This is a genomic window from Glutamicibacter arilaitensis Re117, assembly GCF_000197735.1.
Lineage (GTDB): Bacteria > Actinomycetota > Actinomycetes > Actinomycetales > Micrococcaceae > Glutamicibacter > Glutamicibacter arilaitensis.
This window is the reverse complement of record NC_014550.1, coordinates 1639823-1655149: the sequence shown is the minus strand read 5'-3', so window position 1 is coordinate 1655149 and position 15327 is coordinate 1639823. Positions and strand designations below refer to the sequence as shown.

Genomic DNA, 15327 nt, shown 5'->3' with positions numbered 1-15327 from the left:
TGGCAGACCTCGCGTAGTTGATCTAGCGTCGGGTTCTTTGGACGGACAATCATGATTTTTTAACGCGTCCCTTGTCGACGGTGCCAGCTGCACCGCACACGCGCCCCTTGATGTATCCCACTGCCCAAGGCAAATGAATCGCAGGGAACGCACACGCGGCCAACAACTTATCCTTGAGTCCTTTTGCGTTACTACTTAATCCTGCAACCAATGCAATGGACGCATAGATGGCAGGGATTGTCTTCGCAACGTTTAGTACAACTCGCAGCCCGGTGGGTGCAGATTCTCTAGTTAGCGGCTCTACTACTGCTGCAACGAATCCCGTCGCTACGCCCGCAAGCAAGATTGGTGGCACATCATGGCGCAACGATTTTCCTTCAGGGAAGCGCCGAGCAATTTCCGCCCGCCAAGTCCCGGAAGCCATGGACTGGCTAATAAGGGACTTGAAGCTATCGCGTGGGTAGTAGCCAACTCTTAGTTCGGGGTCGAACCAAACCGTATGTCCCGCTTTGCGAATGCGCAGGCAAAGTTCCCAGTCTTGGGCGCGCCATAGTTCTTCGTTGTAATAACCGACTTCTTCAAATACTTCCCGGCGGAAGATACCCAGGTACGCGGATTCAGACGGGCCTTCGGGCGCGCCTGAATGATAGGCAGGTCCGCCAAAACCAAATTTCGAGTGGTAGGCAGCAGCAATGCCGCGCTGAATAGGGGTGCGCCCTTTGGCGTCCATTAGCCCACCGACATCGTGGGCATTCACGCGGTACAGTGTCTCGATCCCACGTTGCGTATAGTTCTTCGGAAGTTCGCTATGTGCGTCAACCCTAATAACAATTGGCAAGGTAGACGCACGAATGGCCAGGTTGAGACCGATCGGAGTTCTGCCTAATGGATTATCAACAAGAATAATTCGTGAGTCTGCTGCCGATAGTTGCTTGGCAACCTCGTTAGTGGAATCGTGGCTGGGGCCCAGTGCTAGGACCAGTTCCTTCTCTCCTGCATACTCTTGCGCGAGGATCGAGGTCACTGCCTCTTCCAGATACGCCGATTCATTGAGCACAGGCATGACATAAGAGACGCCAGGAAATTCAGTCATTCGGCCCTTACTTCTTCGCTTTCAGATGCTTCTGGTATTCCTTGATCACTGTGTCCGGATCGCCGTCCATCATTTGGACACCTTTTTCGATCCAGATAACTCGATTGCAAGTCTCTCTGATGGATCCCATGGAATGTGAAACGTTGAAGATAGTGCCCGCACTATCGCGAATCTCCCTGATCTTGGCTTCACTACGTTTCTTAAACTTCGCGTCTCCAACAGCCAAAGCTTCGTCAACGATCAAAATATCGTGCTTCTTAGACGCCGCAATAGCAAACTTCAAACGAGCGCTCATGCCCGAGGAGTAAGTGCGCATGGGAAGATCGATGAATTCCTGTAACTCAGCAAAATGAGTTATATCCGTGCGCATTTCCTCAACCTGTTCGCGCGAATATCCAAGGGCGAGACCACCCAACGTAATGTTTTTGTCGCCGGAAAGGTCTGGAATCAGAGCAGCTCCAACGCCGAGCAAGCTCGGACGCGATCGCGCGTATACGGCACCACTAGATGGAGGTGTCAATCCCGTAATCGCCTTCAATAACGTCGATTTGCCCGAACCATTCGAGCCGATGACACCGATCGACTCATTCTCGTAGGCAACAAAGGTAATTCCCTTTAGCGCATGAACGGTCCGCACACCCTTAAGCTTTGGTTGCAATAATCGTCGTGCTCCAGCATTGCCAACTGCCTTGCCACTTGAGAAAACTTCATACTTGACGTGCAGATTATCTACAATCACGACTGGTTGACGAGATTCGTCAACTTGGAGTTGAGAGTTCTTGATTTCTTCTGGTTTAACAACATCTATGAATGAAGTATCATCCGAAAAGATGGGTGCAGGTTCATAATCTGGATGTAGTTCAGGGTTGATCAAATCATCGAAACTAATTCGCACGGCCGTAACGCTCCTCTGCCTTCCAGAAATAAAGTAATCCCACAAGCAGCGTGACAACAGCCCATGCAGTAAGTACCCACCAAGCCCATGAATCATACTCGGACACGTTCATAATCATCCCACGTGCGAGTTGAAGCGTCTGATAGACAGGATGAACGTCGAAGATCGCAATCATCCACGGCCAGTGGCTAAGCAGACGTTCAGCACTAAACAACACTCCAGATGTATAGAACAGGACACGACCTATAAGAGGGAGAATCTGGGTAAAGTCGCGAACATGCACCGTAATTCGCGCACATATGAGTGCCACTCCCAAATTAAAGACTGTAAACAGAGCAATAATTGGGATAATCGTAAGCCAAGACCATTTGGGCGTAGTTCCTAATATGAGCGCATAAATGAACATGACCACAACCATGGGCATGAGCGTAAGTACGTTCTGGGTAATTTGCGCTACAGGCAAAGCTAATCGAGGAAAAGACAAAGACTGGACCAGGGCATTATTTCCGGTGATTGCTTTCGCACCGCCAGTCATGGAAGTTGAGAAGAACTCAAACAAGAAGACTCCGATGACAACGAAAACAGGATAGTCGATCCCTCTGCTTCCGCCCTGGAGAATTCCAAAAATGAAGCCATACATCAGTGCGTTAAATGTAGGCTTCAGTACGATCCAGACAATACCAAGTCGGTTTCTCTGGTTTTGCGACTGAACGCGAGCCTTCGCTAACTCATAAATGAACTCGCGGCGCTGCCACGTTTCCTTCAAGTAATTGACCAATGTCGGTCTTGCGCCAACTCGGTGCAAGCCGTATTTTTCGGCTTCATCCGCAACTGTCATGCGAAATATGTCCTCTTGTTAGAATGCGTTTTGATGCATTATCGGCTAAGCATAGATGTTCAAAGTCTAGTAGATGACAAGCTGTTCTTCGGGCTTTTCCCCATCAGCATGGTGTTGTTCATCCCACACCTGCAACTCAGGGCGTTTCTGGAGGGTTTTCCTGAAGATAGTTAGCCATCCTGTCGGTTTGCAAAGCGTCGCTAATTTGAGCAATTGCGAGTTCGCTAGCTAGTTCTATTGATTGACCGTCTGCGCTAGTAGATGTCCCAGCAGTTGGCATGGTAAACATTTTCATATTTTTCGTATCTACGTTCTTGAGTTGCAGTCCCAGACCGACCAGAGTTGCTGCATCGAAATTTTGGTCGAAGGTCAGATACGGAGAAACCTTGTCGACGATTTCATAGAGCTTCACCGGATTAGCTAACGTATTTGAGGACAGCACTTGATTAGCCGCAGCTGAAATGAATTTACGTTGATTAGCGACGCGCTGGTAGTCACCGTTGGTAAAAGACTTTCGCTCACGAACAAACCGAAGCGCTCGATCACCTTGCAACGTGATATCTCCAGCAGGGTAAAAATAGTCCGTATCGTTGGCCGTAAAAGGAATCTCGTTGTCAACAGTCACCCCGCCTAGTGCCGTAGACAATTCACGGAACCCTTCGAAGTCAATCATTGCCAAATGATCAAGCTTGGTGTCAAAGAGTCCTTCAACGGTTTGCATCAGCAGCGGTACTCCACCAAGGGATATTGCAGCATTGAGCTTATTCATTCCGTACCCTGGGATATCCACATACATGTCTCGAACCATCGACATGACATATACCTGAGACCGGTCTTCTGGAATATGAACAAGCATCATGGAATCACTACGCTGTGAAACCGCCTCGTTCAAGGCAGCGGACTGCGTCGTATCTTCGTCAGCATGGTCAACACCCAACAACAAGATGTTCATCGATTTGTCGTCGGGATCTTTGATGGGACGAGCTTGCTCCTCGGCATCCGAAAAGCTCAACGCGACGGTATTAGATTTGCTGTTGAACTGTCGCTGCAAATCAAACAAAACGTAACCGGCACTCAGAACCGCCACCAGAACCACGACGACAACGGAAACGACGATGCTGCGGGTCCGCTTCTTCTTACGTTCGAGCCTATTCCGTGCGCTTCGCGACGAAAATATTAGGTCTTGGTCTTGCTCTTTCTTCATTCCTTCTCCACCCGGGCAGTGATCCCCAAAGTCAACGGCATACCGGGGTGACTTCGTGCAATGAAAAAGACTACCCAAGATAAATGTGATTATCCTGAGTAGCCTCTATCCAAACGCTAGTCCGCTAGCTGATTGACAAATCCTTTGAGCCACGATTTTAGACTTGGTCCCAGTTCATCGTTCTCAACGGCCAATGTAATATTTGCCTGCAGATAGCTGAGCTTGTCGCCAGTATCATAACGGCGTCCACGGAAAATGACTGCATGCACTCCGGCGCCTTCGCCATGTGCCGCAGCGAGTATCTGCAACGCATCTGTAAGCTGGATTTCGTTTCCACGACCGGGTGCCGTGTGCTCCAAGACTTCAAACACACGTGGATGAAGAAGGTACCTACCAATAATTGCCAGGTTGCTTGGTGCCTCGTTGATCTCGGGCTTTTCGACGAGAGCGTTGACTTTAACAAAGTCTTCGCTTTCCACCAGGGAGACATCGGCACATCCGTACGCACTGATTTGTTCCGGCTCCACTTCCATCAGCGCAATGACGGAACCACCAGTTTTCCGTTGAACCTCGGCCATGACGGACAGCAGCTCGTCACGCTCGTCAATCAAGTCATCGCCTAATAGAACAGCGAACGGTTCGTTGCCTACATGCTGCTTGGCACACAGGACAGCATGTCCTAGGCCGCGTGGATCGCCCTGGCGTACATAGTGGATATCACCTAGGCGAGTGGCCTCATGAATCGCGTCAAGCTTCTTCTTGTCGCCCTTCGCTTCTAACGAGTATTCGAGCGACGGAACACGATCGAAGTGATCTTCAAGAGCACGTTTATTACGACCAGTAACCATCAGCAAGTCAGTGAAACCGGACTTAACGGCTTCTGCGACTACGTATTGAATGGCTGGCTTATCGACAACCGGCAACATCTCTTTAGGCATTGCCTTCGTTGCAGGTAGGAATCGAGTGCCCAAGCCTGCCGCTGGAATCACTGCCTTAGTAATAGCCGACTTTGGCATTTTAAAAACCCATTCAGTTTGTTCGAGTAAAATTCTGGGGACGCTTCATTTTATCCACAAGCTGTGGGAGCACCAAGTTAGTCGAGCTTTCACTAGGTCAGAAGTCGCTTGATAACTGCGCGTGGGAAGTAATCGTCTACGTCCCCGCCAAGTGCTTGCACTTCTTTAAGCAACGACGAGGATAGGTGAGTAAAGCGTGTGTCTGCTTGCAGAAAGACGGTTTCAACACCTGTGAGATGCCGGTTCATCGTGGCCATCGGAATTTCGTAGGCATAATCGACGGTGCTACGCAATCCTTTTACTATTGCTTCTGCTCCTTGTTCCTTGCAGAAATAAGCTAATAGTCCTTGCCCCATGGGCATGGCTGAAACTCCGCGCAGGCCTCCGACTGTTTCTTCCACCATGGCTACACGCTCGTCTTCGCTGAAGCGATACTTCTTGGAGTAGTTTGTCGATACAGCGACGATCACTTCATCAAAAAGGCTCGCCGCACGGGCAATGATTTCGACGTGTCCATTATGAATCGGGTCAAAAGAACCCGGGCAAACCGCTCTTCGCATGTTCTGAATCTATCAAGAACTATTGTCAATTATGCGATCTGGCGTGAATGTCTCGTAACGATTCAATGACTTAATGCCTAACATCCGCCAGTCACAAGACGATAATGGAACCATGAGCAATAATTTCACTCCCTGGCAGCGGACTGCTTACAGCGTCAACCTACTAGATTCCACCGGCCAGCCTGGAGTGACTATCTTCGAAGAAATCACCGCACTAGCAAATCATCACGGGGCCATAAATCTAGGTCAGGGATTCCCCGATACCGAAGGGCCAACCGAAATCAGACAAATCGCTGTGGAAGCGATTCAAAACGGTGCAAACCAATATGCACCAGGTTCAGGAACCCCGATCCTCCGCGAAGCCATCGCGGCCCACCAAGAACGCTTCTATTCGCTGAAGATTGACCCAGGTTCCGAGGTTGTCGTGACAACCGGTGCAACAGAAGCCATCGCGGCTTGCCTGCTTGCCTTTTTGGAACCCGGCGATGAGGTTGTAACTTTTGAACCGTATTATGATTCCTACGCAGCCATGATCGGATTGGCCAACGCTGTACACAAGGTTGTCCAGCTCAAAGCGCCTACCTTCGAACCAGATTTAGCGGAACTTCGACGCACGGTCACTGACAAAACTCGAGTGATCCTCGTGAATAATCCTCACAACCCCACAGGCACTGTGCTTGATGAATCAGTGCTCAAAGAAGTCATCGCTCTGGCACATCAGCACAACTGCATTATCATCGCCGATGAAGTCTACGAACATCTGACCTTTGGGGTACAGCATGTTCCTATCGCTACCCTGCCCGGAGGATTTGAACGAACCATTACCATTTCGTCAGCGGGCAAGTCATTTTCCTTTACCGGCTGGAAAGTCGGTTGGGCAACTGGACCTCGTGAACTGATTACTGCTGTTCGTACGGTGAAACAGTTCCTCACCTATTCTTCCGGCCCCGCATTCCAACCCGCCGTTGCCCAGGCACTTCAACTTTCCGATGGCTTCTTCTCAGACTTCGCTGCAAGCCTCGGACAGGCAGGCGAAGTTCTGGCATCGGGGCTCGAAAAAGCAGGCATCCCCGTTATCCGCCCTAAGGGCACCTACTTTTTAGTTGCAGACGTACGCAGTTTTGATCTAAATGACGCGGCAGAAGTTGCACGAGTTATGCCCGAACGATTGGGTGTTGCAGCTATACCAATGTCTGTTTTTGTGCACCCAGAGAATCAAAATGACTATCAAGGACTGTTACGCTTTGCCTTCTGCAAACAGCCGGACGTCATTTCTGCGGCCGTTGAACGTTTGCAACGGCTTCCAGAGGTACTTTCCAAATGACTCAGAAACTGGCTAAACGATGGCTCGGGTTCGTCCAAGAGCATGCCACGATTTACGATGATGACATAGTTCCTGGATCGATGATTCTCGCCATTGGCGATGCGCCCCAGTCACACGTTAATCTTTCGCATCCAGAAGAAGTCTTCTACGAATATCTGGCGCGCATTGCCAATCACTTGACCGTTTTGCGCCCGGAGAATCGTCCACTGAAAATGCTGCATTTGGGTGCAGGAGCATTAACGCTTGCCCGCTGGGCCAGTGTCATTTATCCATCCAGCACCCACGTAGCTGTAGATATTGAACGAGAACTACTTGATTTCGTCCTAACGCATCTGCCTCTGCCTCTAGGCTGCGAGCTGTCGCCAATTGTCGCTGATGCACGCAGCGTGCTTGCCGAACAGCTATCCGATGAAAAGTTTGACGTCATCGTATTGGATATCTTCTCCGGACCTGAAGCACCGGAGCATCTGACGACTGCCGGATACTACGCGGAACTCAAGAATTCGCTGACCAATGACGGATTGCTCTTCGTGAACATTGGCGACGATCCCCCGTTGGATTTCACGTGTTCTCAAGTTGAAGCAGCACGTAGCAGCTTCGAGACGGTGATGCTAAGTTCCAGTCCAGAAATGTTTACCAAGCGCTTCCCTGGGAATATGATTCTCACTGCATCGTCTCAAGCGTTCCATGAGGACCAGATACTACAGTGCCAAGCGGCGGGACCATTCCCGTCAGAAGTTCGTCATGCGATGGACTTAGACGGGTTCTGCAAACCATAGGTGGGTTTCGCCGTATTTTTTGTCAGCGAACTTCTCCAGGGAGCTCGGCCATACCGGTTCTGGCGAACGGGCGGAACGCTCAATAATCACCGTGGCGTCTTCGGCCAAAATTTTGGATATTTTCTCTAGCGTGATGGCTAGTTCTTCTTCAGCCAGCGGATAGGGAGGATCCATCAAGACAACATCAAAAGTTTTGCTGGGAACTCCCGATATTGCGTTGTAATAACCATCTAGAACACTGTCTACGTTCCCTCGCTGAACGGTCACAGTATTGGTTTTCAAAACCTTGTTCACCAGTGCCGCGTTATGCTGGCAGACTGCAACCGCTTTGGGTGCCTTTTCAACAAGCACCACCTGGCGCGCGCCTCGACTGGCTGTCTCGATTCCTAGTGATCCTGAACCGGCAAAGAGGTCCAGCACCCGTGCGCCCGAAAGAATGTCCCAGCTTTCCAGACGTGAGAACAATGCTTCTTTGACTCGGTCCGTTGTTGGGCGTGTGGCATCACCAGGTACGGACTTCAATGGGTGTCCGCCGGCGGCACCAGCGATAATACGGCTCATTGCCTAGATCTACCTCCAACTAGTTCTTATTCAAAAATTCTTTGGTGGGTTCATCAATCCAGCTACCCGCAGCTGCCAGGAGCATTGGATGGTGGGTGCCCCATTTCCCATTGGCAAGGACCAGACCCACATCGGCTCTGGCCTGCTCGATGAGCGAGCGGTCTTTGATGATGCTCAGTTCCCGCAATGACGACTTGCTGCCCGATTGCTGGACGCCCAAGATATTTCCTTCTCTGCGTTCAGCTAGATCTGCCTCAGCCAGTTCAAATCCATCAGTTGTTGACTCGATAGTTTTCAATCGTCCAACCGAAGGATGGTCTGCATCCAACCATGTGGTCATCAAGCATGTCCCAGGAAGACCACCACGGCCTACACGACCACGCAACTGGTGCAGCTGCGAGATGCCAAAGCGCTCGGCGTCCATAATTACCATCAGCGTCGCGTTATGAACGTCAACGCCAACTTCAATGACCGTAGTAGAAATCAGCACGTCAATCTCTCCACGTGCAAAGGAATCCATTGTCTCTTGCTTGTCAGTTGTGTCTAGCTGCGAGTGAAGTGTTTGGGTACGTATCCCCGCAAATTCAGGCATGCCCGCGAGCATCTCTTGCATTGCTTCTACACTCATCGTTTGTCCGACTGAAGAATCGTCATACGTGGACAGCAGAACTCCTTGTTCCGCAGTTGTATCTGAAATTCTTGGGCACACAACATAAACTTGGTGGCCTTTTTGCACTTCTTCAGTGATTCTTGAGAAGAGCCTGTCACGAAAGCCGCTTAGCTGCATTGGCACGATGTGAGTCTGGATCGGTGCGCGACCGGCGGGCAGGCGTTTAATTGTCGATGTTTCCAAATCCCCAAATACTGTCATGGCCACTGTACGCGGTATGGGAGTAGCAGTCATAACCAAGGTATGTGGAACGGTGTCTCCTGCCTTAGCCCGCAACGCATCACGCTGTTCTACACCAAATCGATGCTGCTCGTCCACGACCACAAGACCCAGTTCAGCAAATTGCACCTGGTCACTTAGCAGGGCATGAGTACCAATGATCAGTCCGGTTTCACCGCTGGCGATTCCGAGTAAGGCTTCGCGACGTTGCGCAGTTTTTGCCGAACCTGTCAGAAGCGCGACTCCAGTTCCTTCGCCTTCGCCAAACAACCCAGGCTCTGCGAGGTTGCCCAGCATTTTGCGAATCGAAGCATAATGCTGTGCGGCCAGGACTTCCGTCGGAGCCAAGAGTGCTGCTTGTCCCCCTGCATCGATCACTTGCAAGATTGCACGCAACGCAACAATCGTCTTGCCAGAGCCCACCTCTCCCTGAAGCAAGCGATGCATTGGATGCGACTGCTCGAGATCCGCGCTGATATGCTGACCGACCAATACCTGGTCCTCAGTTAACCTGAACGGCAGCTGAGCATCAAATTTGGCGGCTAGCCGACCAGGTGCAGGCGGACGGGCAATAGCTTTCTGTGCTCCCAGTTGGCGGCCCCGTTCCCCGAGCGCCAGTTGCAGCAGAAAGGCTTCTTCAAAGGCAAAACGCTGGCGAGCAACGTACGCGTACTTGATCTCTTTAGGAAAATGGCGATCCAAGAAAGCTTGATGGCGTACCGGATAATGGCGAGAGCTTAGAACTTCAGTGGGCAGAAATTCGGGGATATTCTGATCTGTGAATTGTTCGAGCAGCAAGCCCATCAAATCCCTGATGCGCTTATTGGGCATCTTGGCCGAAGCCGGATAGATCGGAATAGGGCGAGGGTCAGCCTGTGAGGCTTCATCCAGGATTGCGTATTCTGGTTGGCTCAGCTGCAGGTAGTCTTGGTACCAGCTGACTTTACCGCTAAACATCGCGATGGTACCGATATGCAGGTCGGTGCGTGCTTGATAGCCATTAAAGAAGGTCATCTTGAGTTCTTGGCCGCCAGCACTAAGTTCATCACTGACGGTTACTTCAAAGATAAAACCACGTCTCGAATGCATCTGACGCTGGCTGACGTTCACAACTTGGGCAACGACCGTGACATGTTCATCGAAAGGCAACTCCGCGATTGGAGTTAGTTCTCCAACCTCGACATAGCGACGCGGAAAATGCCAGAGGAATTCACCCACTGTGGTGTACCCAAAAGCTTTTTCCAGGGCAGCGGAGTTCTTTTTTCCGAGGTAAGCGGACAGCTCTGCATTCTCAAACGAGGTCTGCGTAGTTTCAGCCATCGTGAGTGCACAGATCGGTGACGCTGATATTTACTGGGTCACCGTATTTCTTGATCAGCTCTAATGCTCTTTCAGACTCCGGTACATGCACATGTACGCGCCACCGGTAGGTGTCATCTTCTACCTGATTGACCGGTGACATGATCACCGAATTGCCCATAGTGTCTAACTGACCTCGAAGCGTTGCCGCGCCTAAGGCGTCCAGGGATACGGTGCACATGACCTCGACGCCGGTTTCAGTATCTTTGTTTAAGTGAACATGGGGATCTTGAACCTGATATCCATGGAATTTCTCATAGGATTCAAAATCTGGTGAATCATTTCGAATCGCTGCGCAGAGTTCGTCAATGATAACCAGCATGCCAACGGCGCCGGCGTCTACAACGCCGGCCTCAACTAGGGACGGCAGTTCTGTTTCAGTTCCTTTAACTGCCAGCCGTGCAGCTTGTGCCATCTGCGTTAGAACGGTGTCCAGCGCTGCCCGGCTATCCAAATCAGTCTTCAGGTGAGCCAGCGTTGAGCCAGCTGCCAAGGCGATGGCGTTAATCACCGAGAGCATGGTGCCTTCAACCGGTTCGCTCAACGCTGACCAGGAACGCACCTTGGCCCTTTCAAGCCCAGCGGCTAAGAGCGAAGCGTTCAGGCGATCATGCCCTATCCATGGTTCGCTCAGACCGCTAAGAAATACGGCTAGAAGGGTTCCCGAGTTGCCGCGCGCTGATTCCATGGAAGCCCGCGCGGCAACCTCTAGAAATCCACCGATGTCGTCGCTTTCCAATTTGCTGACCGCATCATGACCGGCTCGTGCTGTGAGATACAGGTTGCTGCCGGTATCGCCATCCGCTACAGGGAAAACATTTATAGCATTGAGTCGGTCAGAGTGGTTCCCGAGACTCTTGACGCTCTGTGCCAACCATTCTCTGATGGCACGCACCGAAGTATCGAGTTTTTGGGGAGTCATGGAAAGTTGGTCCTTCGGTGGAATTAGCGAGACAAATCAGTAGATTCTACGAACTCTGCCATCTTGTCTTCTTGCAATGCTTTGCCAAACTTCTCGATCACTGCCATATCAGGAATAACGATGGACTGCCCGTCGGCCGAACGTCCCGGGCCCTTGTTGGGAAGGGTGAAGAATTCCATATCGCTTGAACGCAAGTTCAGCATCGAAGAGGCATAGGAAGCAACCTTGGCAGCATCCAGAGTTTCGTCAACTGCGATAAACGGTGCAATTTGGGAAACAACTTCAGATACCTTACCCGGGTTGGACAGGGTTTCCTTGGACATCAACTGTCCGAGCAGCGCCTTGACGAAAAGCTGCTGGTTCTTGACGCGCTGGTAGTCGCTGCCTGGGAAGGACTTGCGTTCGCGGACGAATGCCAGTGCTTGTTCACCGTTCAGTGTTTGAACACCCTCTGGGAAGTACATGCCATTAACAATCGACTGCTTGAACCCGCGGGGGTTATTGACGGTAACCCCGCCTACTGCATCGGTTAGTCCCTTGAATCCTTCGAAGTCGACGGACGCAACGTGGTTAATACGCACGCCAAAGAGCCCTTCAAGCGTTTCAACAGCCTTTGGCACGCCACCGCTGGCAAAAGCGCGGTTAATCTTGGCCGTGCCAACGCCCGGAATATCAAGCCAGGTATCGCGCATGACGGAGGTGACAAACACGTTCTTGCGGTCTGCAGGAATATGGACCAGCATCATGGTGTCGGAGCGACCACCATTGGGCAGGGTGCCAAAGTCGTCGCTGTCTTCATCCGCGTCGCGAGTTGCACGAGTATCACTACCAAGCAACAAGATGTTAACCGCTCCCTTGGACTCTTCCTTGACCTCAGGACGAGTTTCTTCCGCTGGGAAGGCGTTCGTAATCGTCTTGCTTTCAGAGTCGAAAGTTCGGCCTAGGTTCCAAAGGTAACCTCCGGCGACGAGTCCCGCGACCACCACAAGGGCAAGCACACTTAAGACAATGGCTCGACCCGTGCGCTTTTTCTTCTTGCGCGGTCGCACTGGATGCTCTTCAAAAGACATTTGCTACCTTTCACAGTTTCAACTCTGTACATCTTATCTTTCAGACTGCCCATGTAGGCTTATAACGTGTCTAAAATCAGCTCGAAAGCCCGACTGTCACCAAAACTTAACCGAAAACTAGCCCAAACTTCGGCATTGGTGATGAGCAGTACTTTATTACTACCCTTACTTGCAGGCTGCGCATCAGTTGCCTCCGTAGACGCTGCCCCAGACGCAGCAAACCCGCTTTGTGCGGAAATGATGGTTGTCCTGCCTGAAGCCATCGATGATGCGGAACGCCGTTCAACGACATCCCAGGCGACGGCAGCTTGGGGCGATCCTTCAAAAGTTGTCCTGCGTTGCGGTGTCGAAGTTCCAGGACCAACAACTGACCCTTGCGTATCCGTGAATGAAGTTGATTGGGTAGCCCATGAGGATGAAGCAACAAGTATTTGGACTTTAACCACTTATGGCCGCACGCCAGCGACCGAAGTTGTTCTTGACCCTAATGTCATCCCGTCAAGTACGGTGCTCGCTACGCTTTCGGACGCTGCGCAGAAGATCCCAGCTTCTAAGAAGTGCGTCAGCGTTGACAAGTCAGTGAACTTGTAAGCAACCCTTCGACAAAAGCTTTGGGGTGTGTTGAATATTCAACACACCCCAAAGTTTCACCATTGTTCTTTGGCCTAGCGCAAACCGATGTTCCGCTCGGTCGCCAGGGCAATCAGCTCATCAATGAGTTCACGGTATTCAATTCCGGTCTTGGCCCACATTTGCGGATACATGCTGGACGGCGTAAAGCCGGGCATGGTGTTGATTTCATTGATGATCCAGTCGCCCTCGGGAGTGTAGAAGAAATCAACCCGGGATAGGCCTTCTGCGTCGATGGCGTCAAAGGCCTTGACTGCCAGCTCGCGGATTTCGAGCGTGGCTTCGTCGCTCAAGTTTGCTGGGCAGCTGAGCTCAGCTGCGGCTCCATCAACGTACTTGGCTTCGAAATCATAGAAGGTGTGCAGGTTGTCCGCCACCGCAATTTCTCCTGGCAATGAAGCGCGCGATGGTCCGCTGCCGCGGCCTTCAAGAACGCCGCATTCGATTTCCCGCCCGACGATCCCCTGCTCGATGATCACCTTGGGATCTTCGGCCCGGGCGATTTCAATAGCAGCACGCAGCTCGGACGGATCATCAACCTTCGTGATGCCTACCGAAGACCCTGCGCGGGCCGGCTTGACGAACAACGGGTACTGCAGGTTATCGCAACGCTTCATGGCAGCTTCGCTATCACGCAGCCACTGCTTGTTGGTGATCACTTCGTACGGTCCCACATTGAAGCCGGCCCCTTCGAAAACCACCTTCATGTAGTGCTTGTCCATGCCCATGGCGCTGGCTGCGATACCGGAGCCCACATAGGACACGCCTGCCATTTCCAGCATGCCTTGGATCGACCCGTCTTCACCGAACGGACCGTGAAGCAACGGGAAGACCACGTCAATCTCGCCCAGGTCCGCCACAGCGGAATCCGAGTAGGACAGCAATGATGTCTTCTGCGCATCGGTAGACAGGTGCACCGGATGATCCACCGAGGAAATCTCCGGCAGCTTGCCGGTGTTCAGAGCCCAGCCTTCCGGATCTTCATCCAGCAGGGTCCAGCCTCCGTCGCGGGTGATCCCTACCGGAACGATTTCAAAGCGCTCGCGGTCGATGGCGTGCATGACGCCGGCAGCGGTCACGCAGGAAACGGAGTGTTCTGAGGAACGGCCGCCGAAGAGCAAGAGGACGCGTAGCTTGCGTTCAGTCATTAGTGACGTTCTCCTTCGGATTTCAATTCACGCGACAACAGGCGTGCGGCCATGTTCTCAACGCTTAAGGTGCCTTCCAGGACCATCACCACTGCTTCGGTAATCGGCATTTCCACGTTATGGGCTCGGGAAAGGTCGAATACGGCACGTGCTGATTTGATGCCTTCCGCGGTCTGCGACATGCGGTCATTGACCTCTTCTAGGAAGAGCCCCTGGCCGAGCAGTCGTCCGGCGGTGTTGTTGCGCGAGAGCGAGGAAGAACAGGTAGCGACAAGGTCGCCCAGGCCAGAAAGACCTGCCAAGGTGTCTAACCGGCCACCGAGGGCCAAGACCAAGCGAGTGGTTTCGGCCAAGCCGCGAGTGATGACGGTGGACTTGGTGTTATCCCCCATGCCCATGCCATCACACATGCCAACGGCCAGGGCGATAATGTTCTTGACGATTCCGCCAAGTTCAACACCCAAGACGTCATCATTCGTGTACGGGCGGAAGTAAGAAGCGGAGCACAGTTCAGCGATCCACTGCGCGATATCGGAATCAGTGCAGGCAACCACGGAGGCTGTTGGCTGCTCGCGGGCGATTTCCATCGCCAAGTTCGGTCCAGACAGCACTGCGATCTGTGCTGAGGGCAACCCGGTAACTTCCGCAATAACCTGGCTCATGCGCAGGTCCGTGCCACGCTCCAAACCCTTCATCAGGGAAAGTAAGACAACATCAGGTTCAAGCAGTTCTTTGAACTTCGCCAGTTCTTCGCGCAATGACTGAGCTGGAATTGCCAGGACCACCAGATCAGCGTCCGTAAGTACGGCCTGCGCGTCGGAGGACGCCGAAATATTGGCAGGAAGCTTGGTTTCACGCAGATAGCGCGAATTGGTGTGGCGTTCGTTGATTTCCTTGGCTGCGTCTTCGCGCCGCGCCCAAATCTGAACTGGGATGCCCTGATCTGAAACGGAATCGGCAAGCACCTTGGCGAAGGTAGTCCCCCAGCTGCCAGCGCCCATGACGGCGATTTTACGTGGTAGCGGCTTAGTCAATGTCA

Annotated in this window: 15 protein-coding genes; 3 read left to right on the top strand and 12 right to left on the bottom strand. The window is 52.1% G+C overall.

Annotated elements, in window-relative coordinates; translation table 11 throughout:
- Nucleotides 1–49 precede the first annotated feature (49 nt).
- The 6 genes from AARI_RS07960 to coaD form a co-directional block, all read right to left on the bottom strand.
- The gene (locus AARI_RS07960) at nt 50–1093 is read right to left on the bottom strand and encodes a glycosyltransferase family 2 protein (RefSeq protein ID WP_013348804.1); all 1044 of its coding nucleotides are present in this window, start codon (nt 1091–1093) and stop codon (nt 50–52) included.
- 7 nt (nt 1094–1100) lie between these two features.
- Nucleotides 1101–1988, bottom strand: coding sequence for an ABC transporter ATP-binding protein (locus tag AARI_RS07955; protein WP_231849460.1), 888 nt, complete (start codon nt 1986–1988; stop codon nt 1101–1103).
- On the bottom strand, nt 1978–2826 hold the full coding sequence (locus AARI_RS07950) for an ABC transporter permease (protein ID WP_013348802.1): 849 nt from the start codon (nt 2824–2826) through the stop codon (nt 1978–1980). The genes AARI_RS07955 and AARI_RS07950 overlap by 11 nt, the downstream gene beginning before the upstream one ends.
- A gap of 136 nt (nt 2827–2962) precedes the next feature.
- Nucleotides 2963–4030: an LCP family protein gene (locus AARI_RS07945; RefSeq protein ID WP_013348801.1), complete on the bottom strand. Its 1068-nt coding sequence runs from the start codon at nt 4028–4030 to the stop codon at nt 2963–2965.
- Between the two features lie 116 nt (nt 4031–4146).
- Nucleotides 4147–5046: a UTP--glucose-1-phosphate uridylyltransferase GalU gene (galU, locus tag AARI_RS07940; protein WP_013348800.1), complete on the bottom strand. Its 900-nt coding sequence runs from the start codon at nt 5044–5046 to the stop codon at nt 4147–4149.
- A gap of 92 nt (nt 5047–5138) precedes the next feature.
- The gene (gene coaD / locus AARI_RS07935) at nt 5139–5606 is read right to left on the bottom strand and encodes a pantetheine-phosphate adenylyltransferase (protein WP_013348799.1); all 468 of its coding nucleotides are present in this window, start codon (nt 5604–5606) and stop codon (nt 5139–5141) included.
- A 73-nt stretch (nt 5607–5679) separates the two neighbouring features.
- Here coaD and AARI_RS07930 point away from each other — a divergent pair, with 73 nt between their 5' ends.
- Both AARI_RS07930 and AARI_RS07925 read left to right on the top strand, forming a co-directional pair.
- Complete coding sequence (locus tag AARI_RS07930) at nt 5680–6930, top strand: aminotransferase class I/II-fold pyridoxal phosphate-dependent enzyme (protein WP_231849459.1); 1251 nt, start codon at nt 5680–5682, stop codon at nt 6928–6930.
- A complete protein-coding gene (locus AARI_RS07925) occupies nt 6927–7709 on the top strand; it encodes a spermidine synthase (RefSeq protein ID WP_013348797.1) in 783 nt (260 codons plus the stop codon). The genes AARI_RS07930 and AARI_RS07925 overlap by 4 nt, the downstream gene beginning before the upstream one ends.
- Here AARI_RS07925 and rsmD read toward each other — a convergent pair.
- Genes rsmD through AARI_RS07905 form a run of 4 tightly spaced genes read right to left on the bottom strand, consistent with a single transcriptional unit; the run spans nt 7686 to nt 12510 of the window.
- On the bottom strand, nt 7686–8270 hold the full coding sequence (gene rsmD / locus AARI_RS07920; protein WP_013348796.1) for a 16S rRNA (guanine(966)-N(2))-methyltransferase RsmD: 585 nt from the start codon (nt 8268–8270) through the stop codon (nt 7686–7688). The two genes, AARI_RS07925 and rsmD, sit on opposite strands and share 24 nt — an antisense overlap.
- Nucleotides 8271–8289: 19 nt before the next feature.
- Entirely contained in the window at nt 8290–10479 is a 2190-nt protein-coding gene (locus tag AARI_RS07915) for an ATP-dependent DNA helicase RecG (RefSeq protein ID WP_013348795.1), read from the bottom strand.
- On the bottom strand, nt 10472–11440 hold the full coding sequence (locus AARI_RS07910) for a DAK2 domain-containing protein (RefSeq protein ID WP_013348794.1): 969 nt from the start codon (nt 11438–11440) through the stop codon (nt 10472–10474). The genes AARI_RS07915 and AARI_RS07910 overlap by 8 nt, the downstream gene beginning before the upstream one ends.
- 23 nt (nt 11441–11463) lie before the next feature.
- On the bottom strand, nt 11464–12510 hold the full coding sequence (locus AARI_RS07905) for an LCP family protein (protein WP_013348793.1): 1047 nt from the start codon (nt 12508–12510) through the stop codon (nt 11464–11466).
- A 141-nt stretch (nt 12511–12651) separates the two neighbouring features.
- On the opposite strand from AARI_RS07905, the gene AARI_RS19220 reads away from it, so the two are divergent.
- Nucleotides 12652–13101 (top strand): DUF3515 domain-containing protein, encoded by a 450-nt coding sequence (locus AARI_RS19220; protein WP_013348792.1) that lies wholly within the window; start codon nt 12652–12654, stop codon nt 13099–13101.
- Nucleotides 13102–13175: 74 nt separating this feature from the next.
- Here the strand turns inward: AARI_RS19220 and AARI_RS07900 are convergent, their stop codons facing one another.
- Nucleotides 13176–14288, bottom strand: a complete 1113-nt coding sequence (locus AARI_RS07900; protein WP_013348791.1) for a D-alanine--D-alanine ligase family protein — start codon at nt 14286–14288, stop codon at nt 13176–13178.
- The gene (locus AARI_RS07895; protein WP_269446608.1) at nt 14288–15322 is read right to left on the bottom strand and encodes an NAD(P)H-dependent glycerol-3-phosphate dehydrogenase; all 1035 of its coding nucleotides are present in this window, start codon (nt 15320–15322) and stop codon (nt 14288–14290) included. Before AARI_RS07895 ends, AARI_RS07900 begins: the two co-directional genes overlap by 1 nt.
- Between the last annotated feature and the right edge of the window lie 5 nt (nt 15323–15327).

What these genes read in the sequence shown, in the direction of transcription:
- AARI_RS07960 (WP_013348804.1), bottom strand. Translation starts at nt 1,093, where the DNA reads ATGACTGAATTTCCTGGCGTCTCTTATGTCATGCCTGTGCTCAATGAA.
- AARI_RS07950 (WP_013348802.1), bottom strand. Translation starts at nt 2,826, where the DNA reads ATGACAGTTGCGGATGAAGCCGAAAAATACGGCTTGCACCGAGTTGGC.
- AARI_RS07945 (WP_013348801.1), bottom strand. Translation starts at nt 4,030, where the DNA reads ATGAAGAAAGAGCAAGACCAAGACCTAATATTTTCGTCGCGAAGCGCA.
- galU (WP_013348800.1), bottom strand. Translation starts at nt 5,046, where the DNA reads ATGCCAAAGTCGGCTATTACTAAGGCAGTGATTCCAGCGGCAGGCTTG.
- coaD (WP_013348799.1), bottom strand. Translation starts at nt 5,606, where the DNA reads ATGCGAAGAGCGGTTTGCCCGGGTTCTTTTGACCCGATTCATAATGGA.
- AARI_RS07930 (WP_231849459.1), top strand. Translation starts at nt 5,680, where the DNA reads ATGCCTAACATCCGCCAGTCACAAGACGATAATGGAACCATGAGCAAT.
- AARI_RS07925 (WP_013348797.1), top strand. Translation starts at nt 6,927, where the DNA reads ATGACTCAGAAACTGGCTAAACGATGGCTCGGGTTCGTCCAAGAGCAT.
- rsmD (WP_013348796.1), bottom strand. Translation starts at nt 8,270, where the DNA reads ATGAGCCGTATTATCGCTGGTGCCGCCGGCGGACACCCATTGAAGTCC.
- AARI_RS07915 (WP_013348795.1), bottom strand. Translation starts at nt 10,479, where the DNA reads ATGGCTGAAACTACGCAGACCTCGTTTGAGAATGCAGAGCTGTCCGCT.
- AARI_RS07910 (WP_013348794.1), bottom strand. Translation starts at nt 11,440, where the DNA reads ATGACTCCCCAAAAACTCGATACTTCGGTGCGTGCCATCAGAGAATGG.
- AARI_RS07905 (WP_013348793.1), bottom strand. Translation starts at nt 12,510, where the DNA reads ATGTCTTTTGAAGAGCATCCAGTGCGACCGCGCAAGAAGAAAAAGCGC.
- AARI_RS19220 (WP_013348792.1), top strand. Translation starts at nt 12,652, where the DNA reads ATGAGCAGTACTTTATTACTACCCTTACTTGCAGGCTGCGCATCAGTT.
- AARI_RS07900 (WP_013348791.1), bottom strand. Translation starts at nt 14,288, where the DNA reads ATGACTGAACGCAAGCTACGCGTCCTCTTGCTCTTCGGCGGCCGTTCC.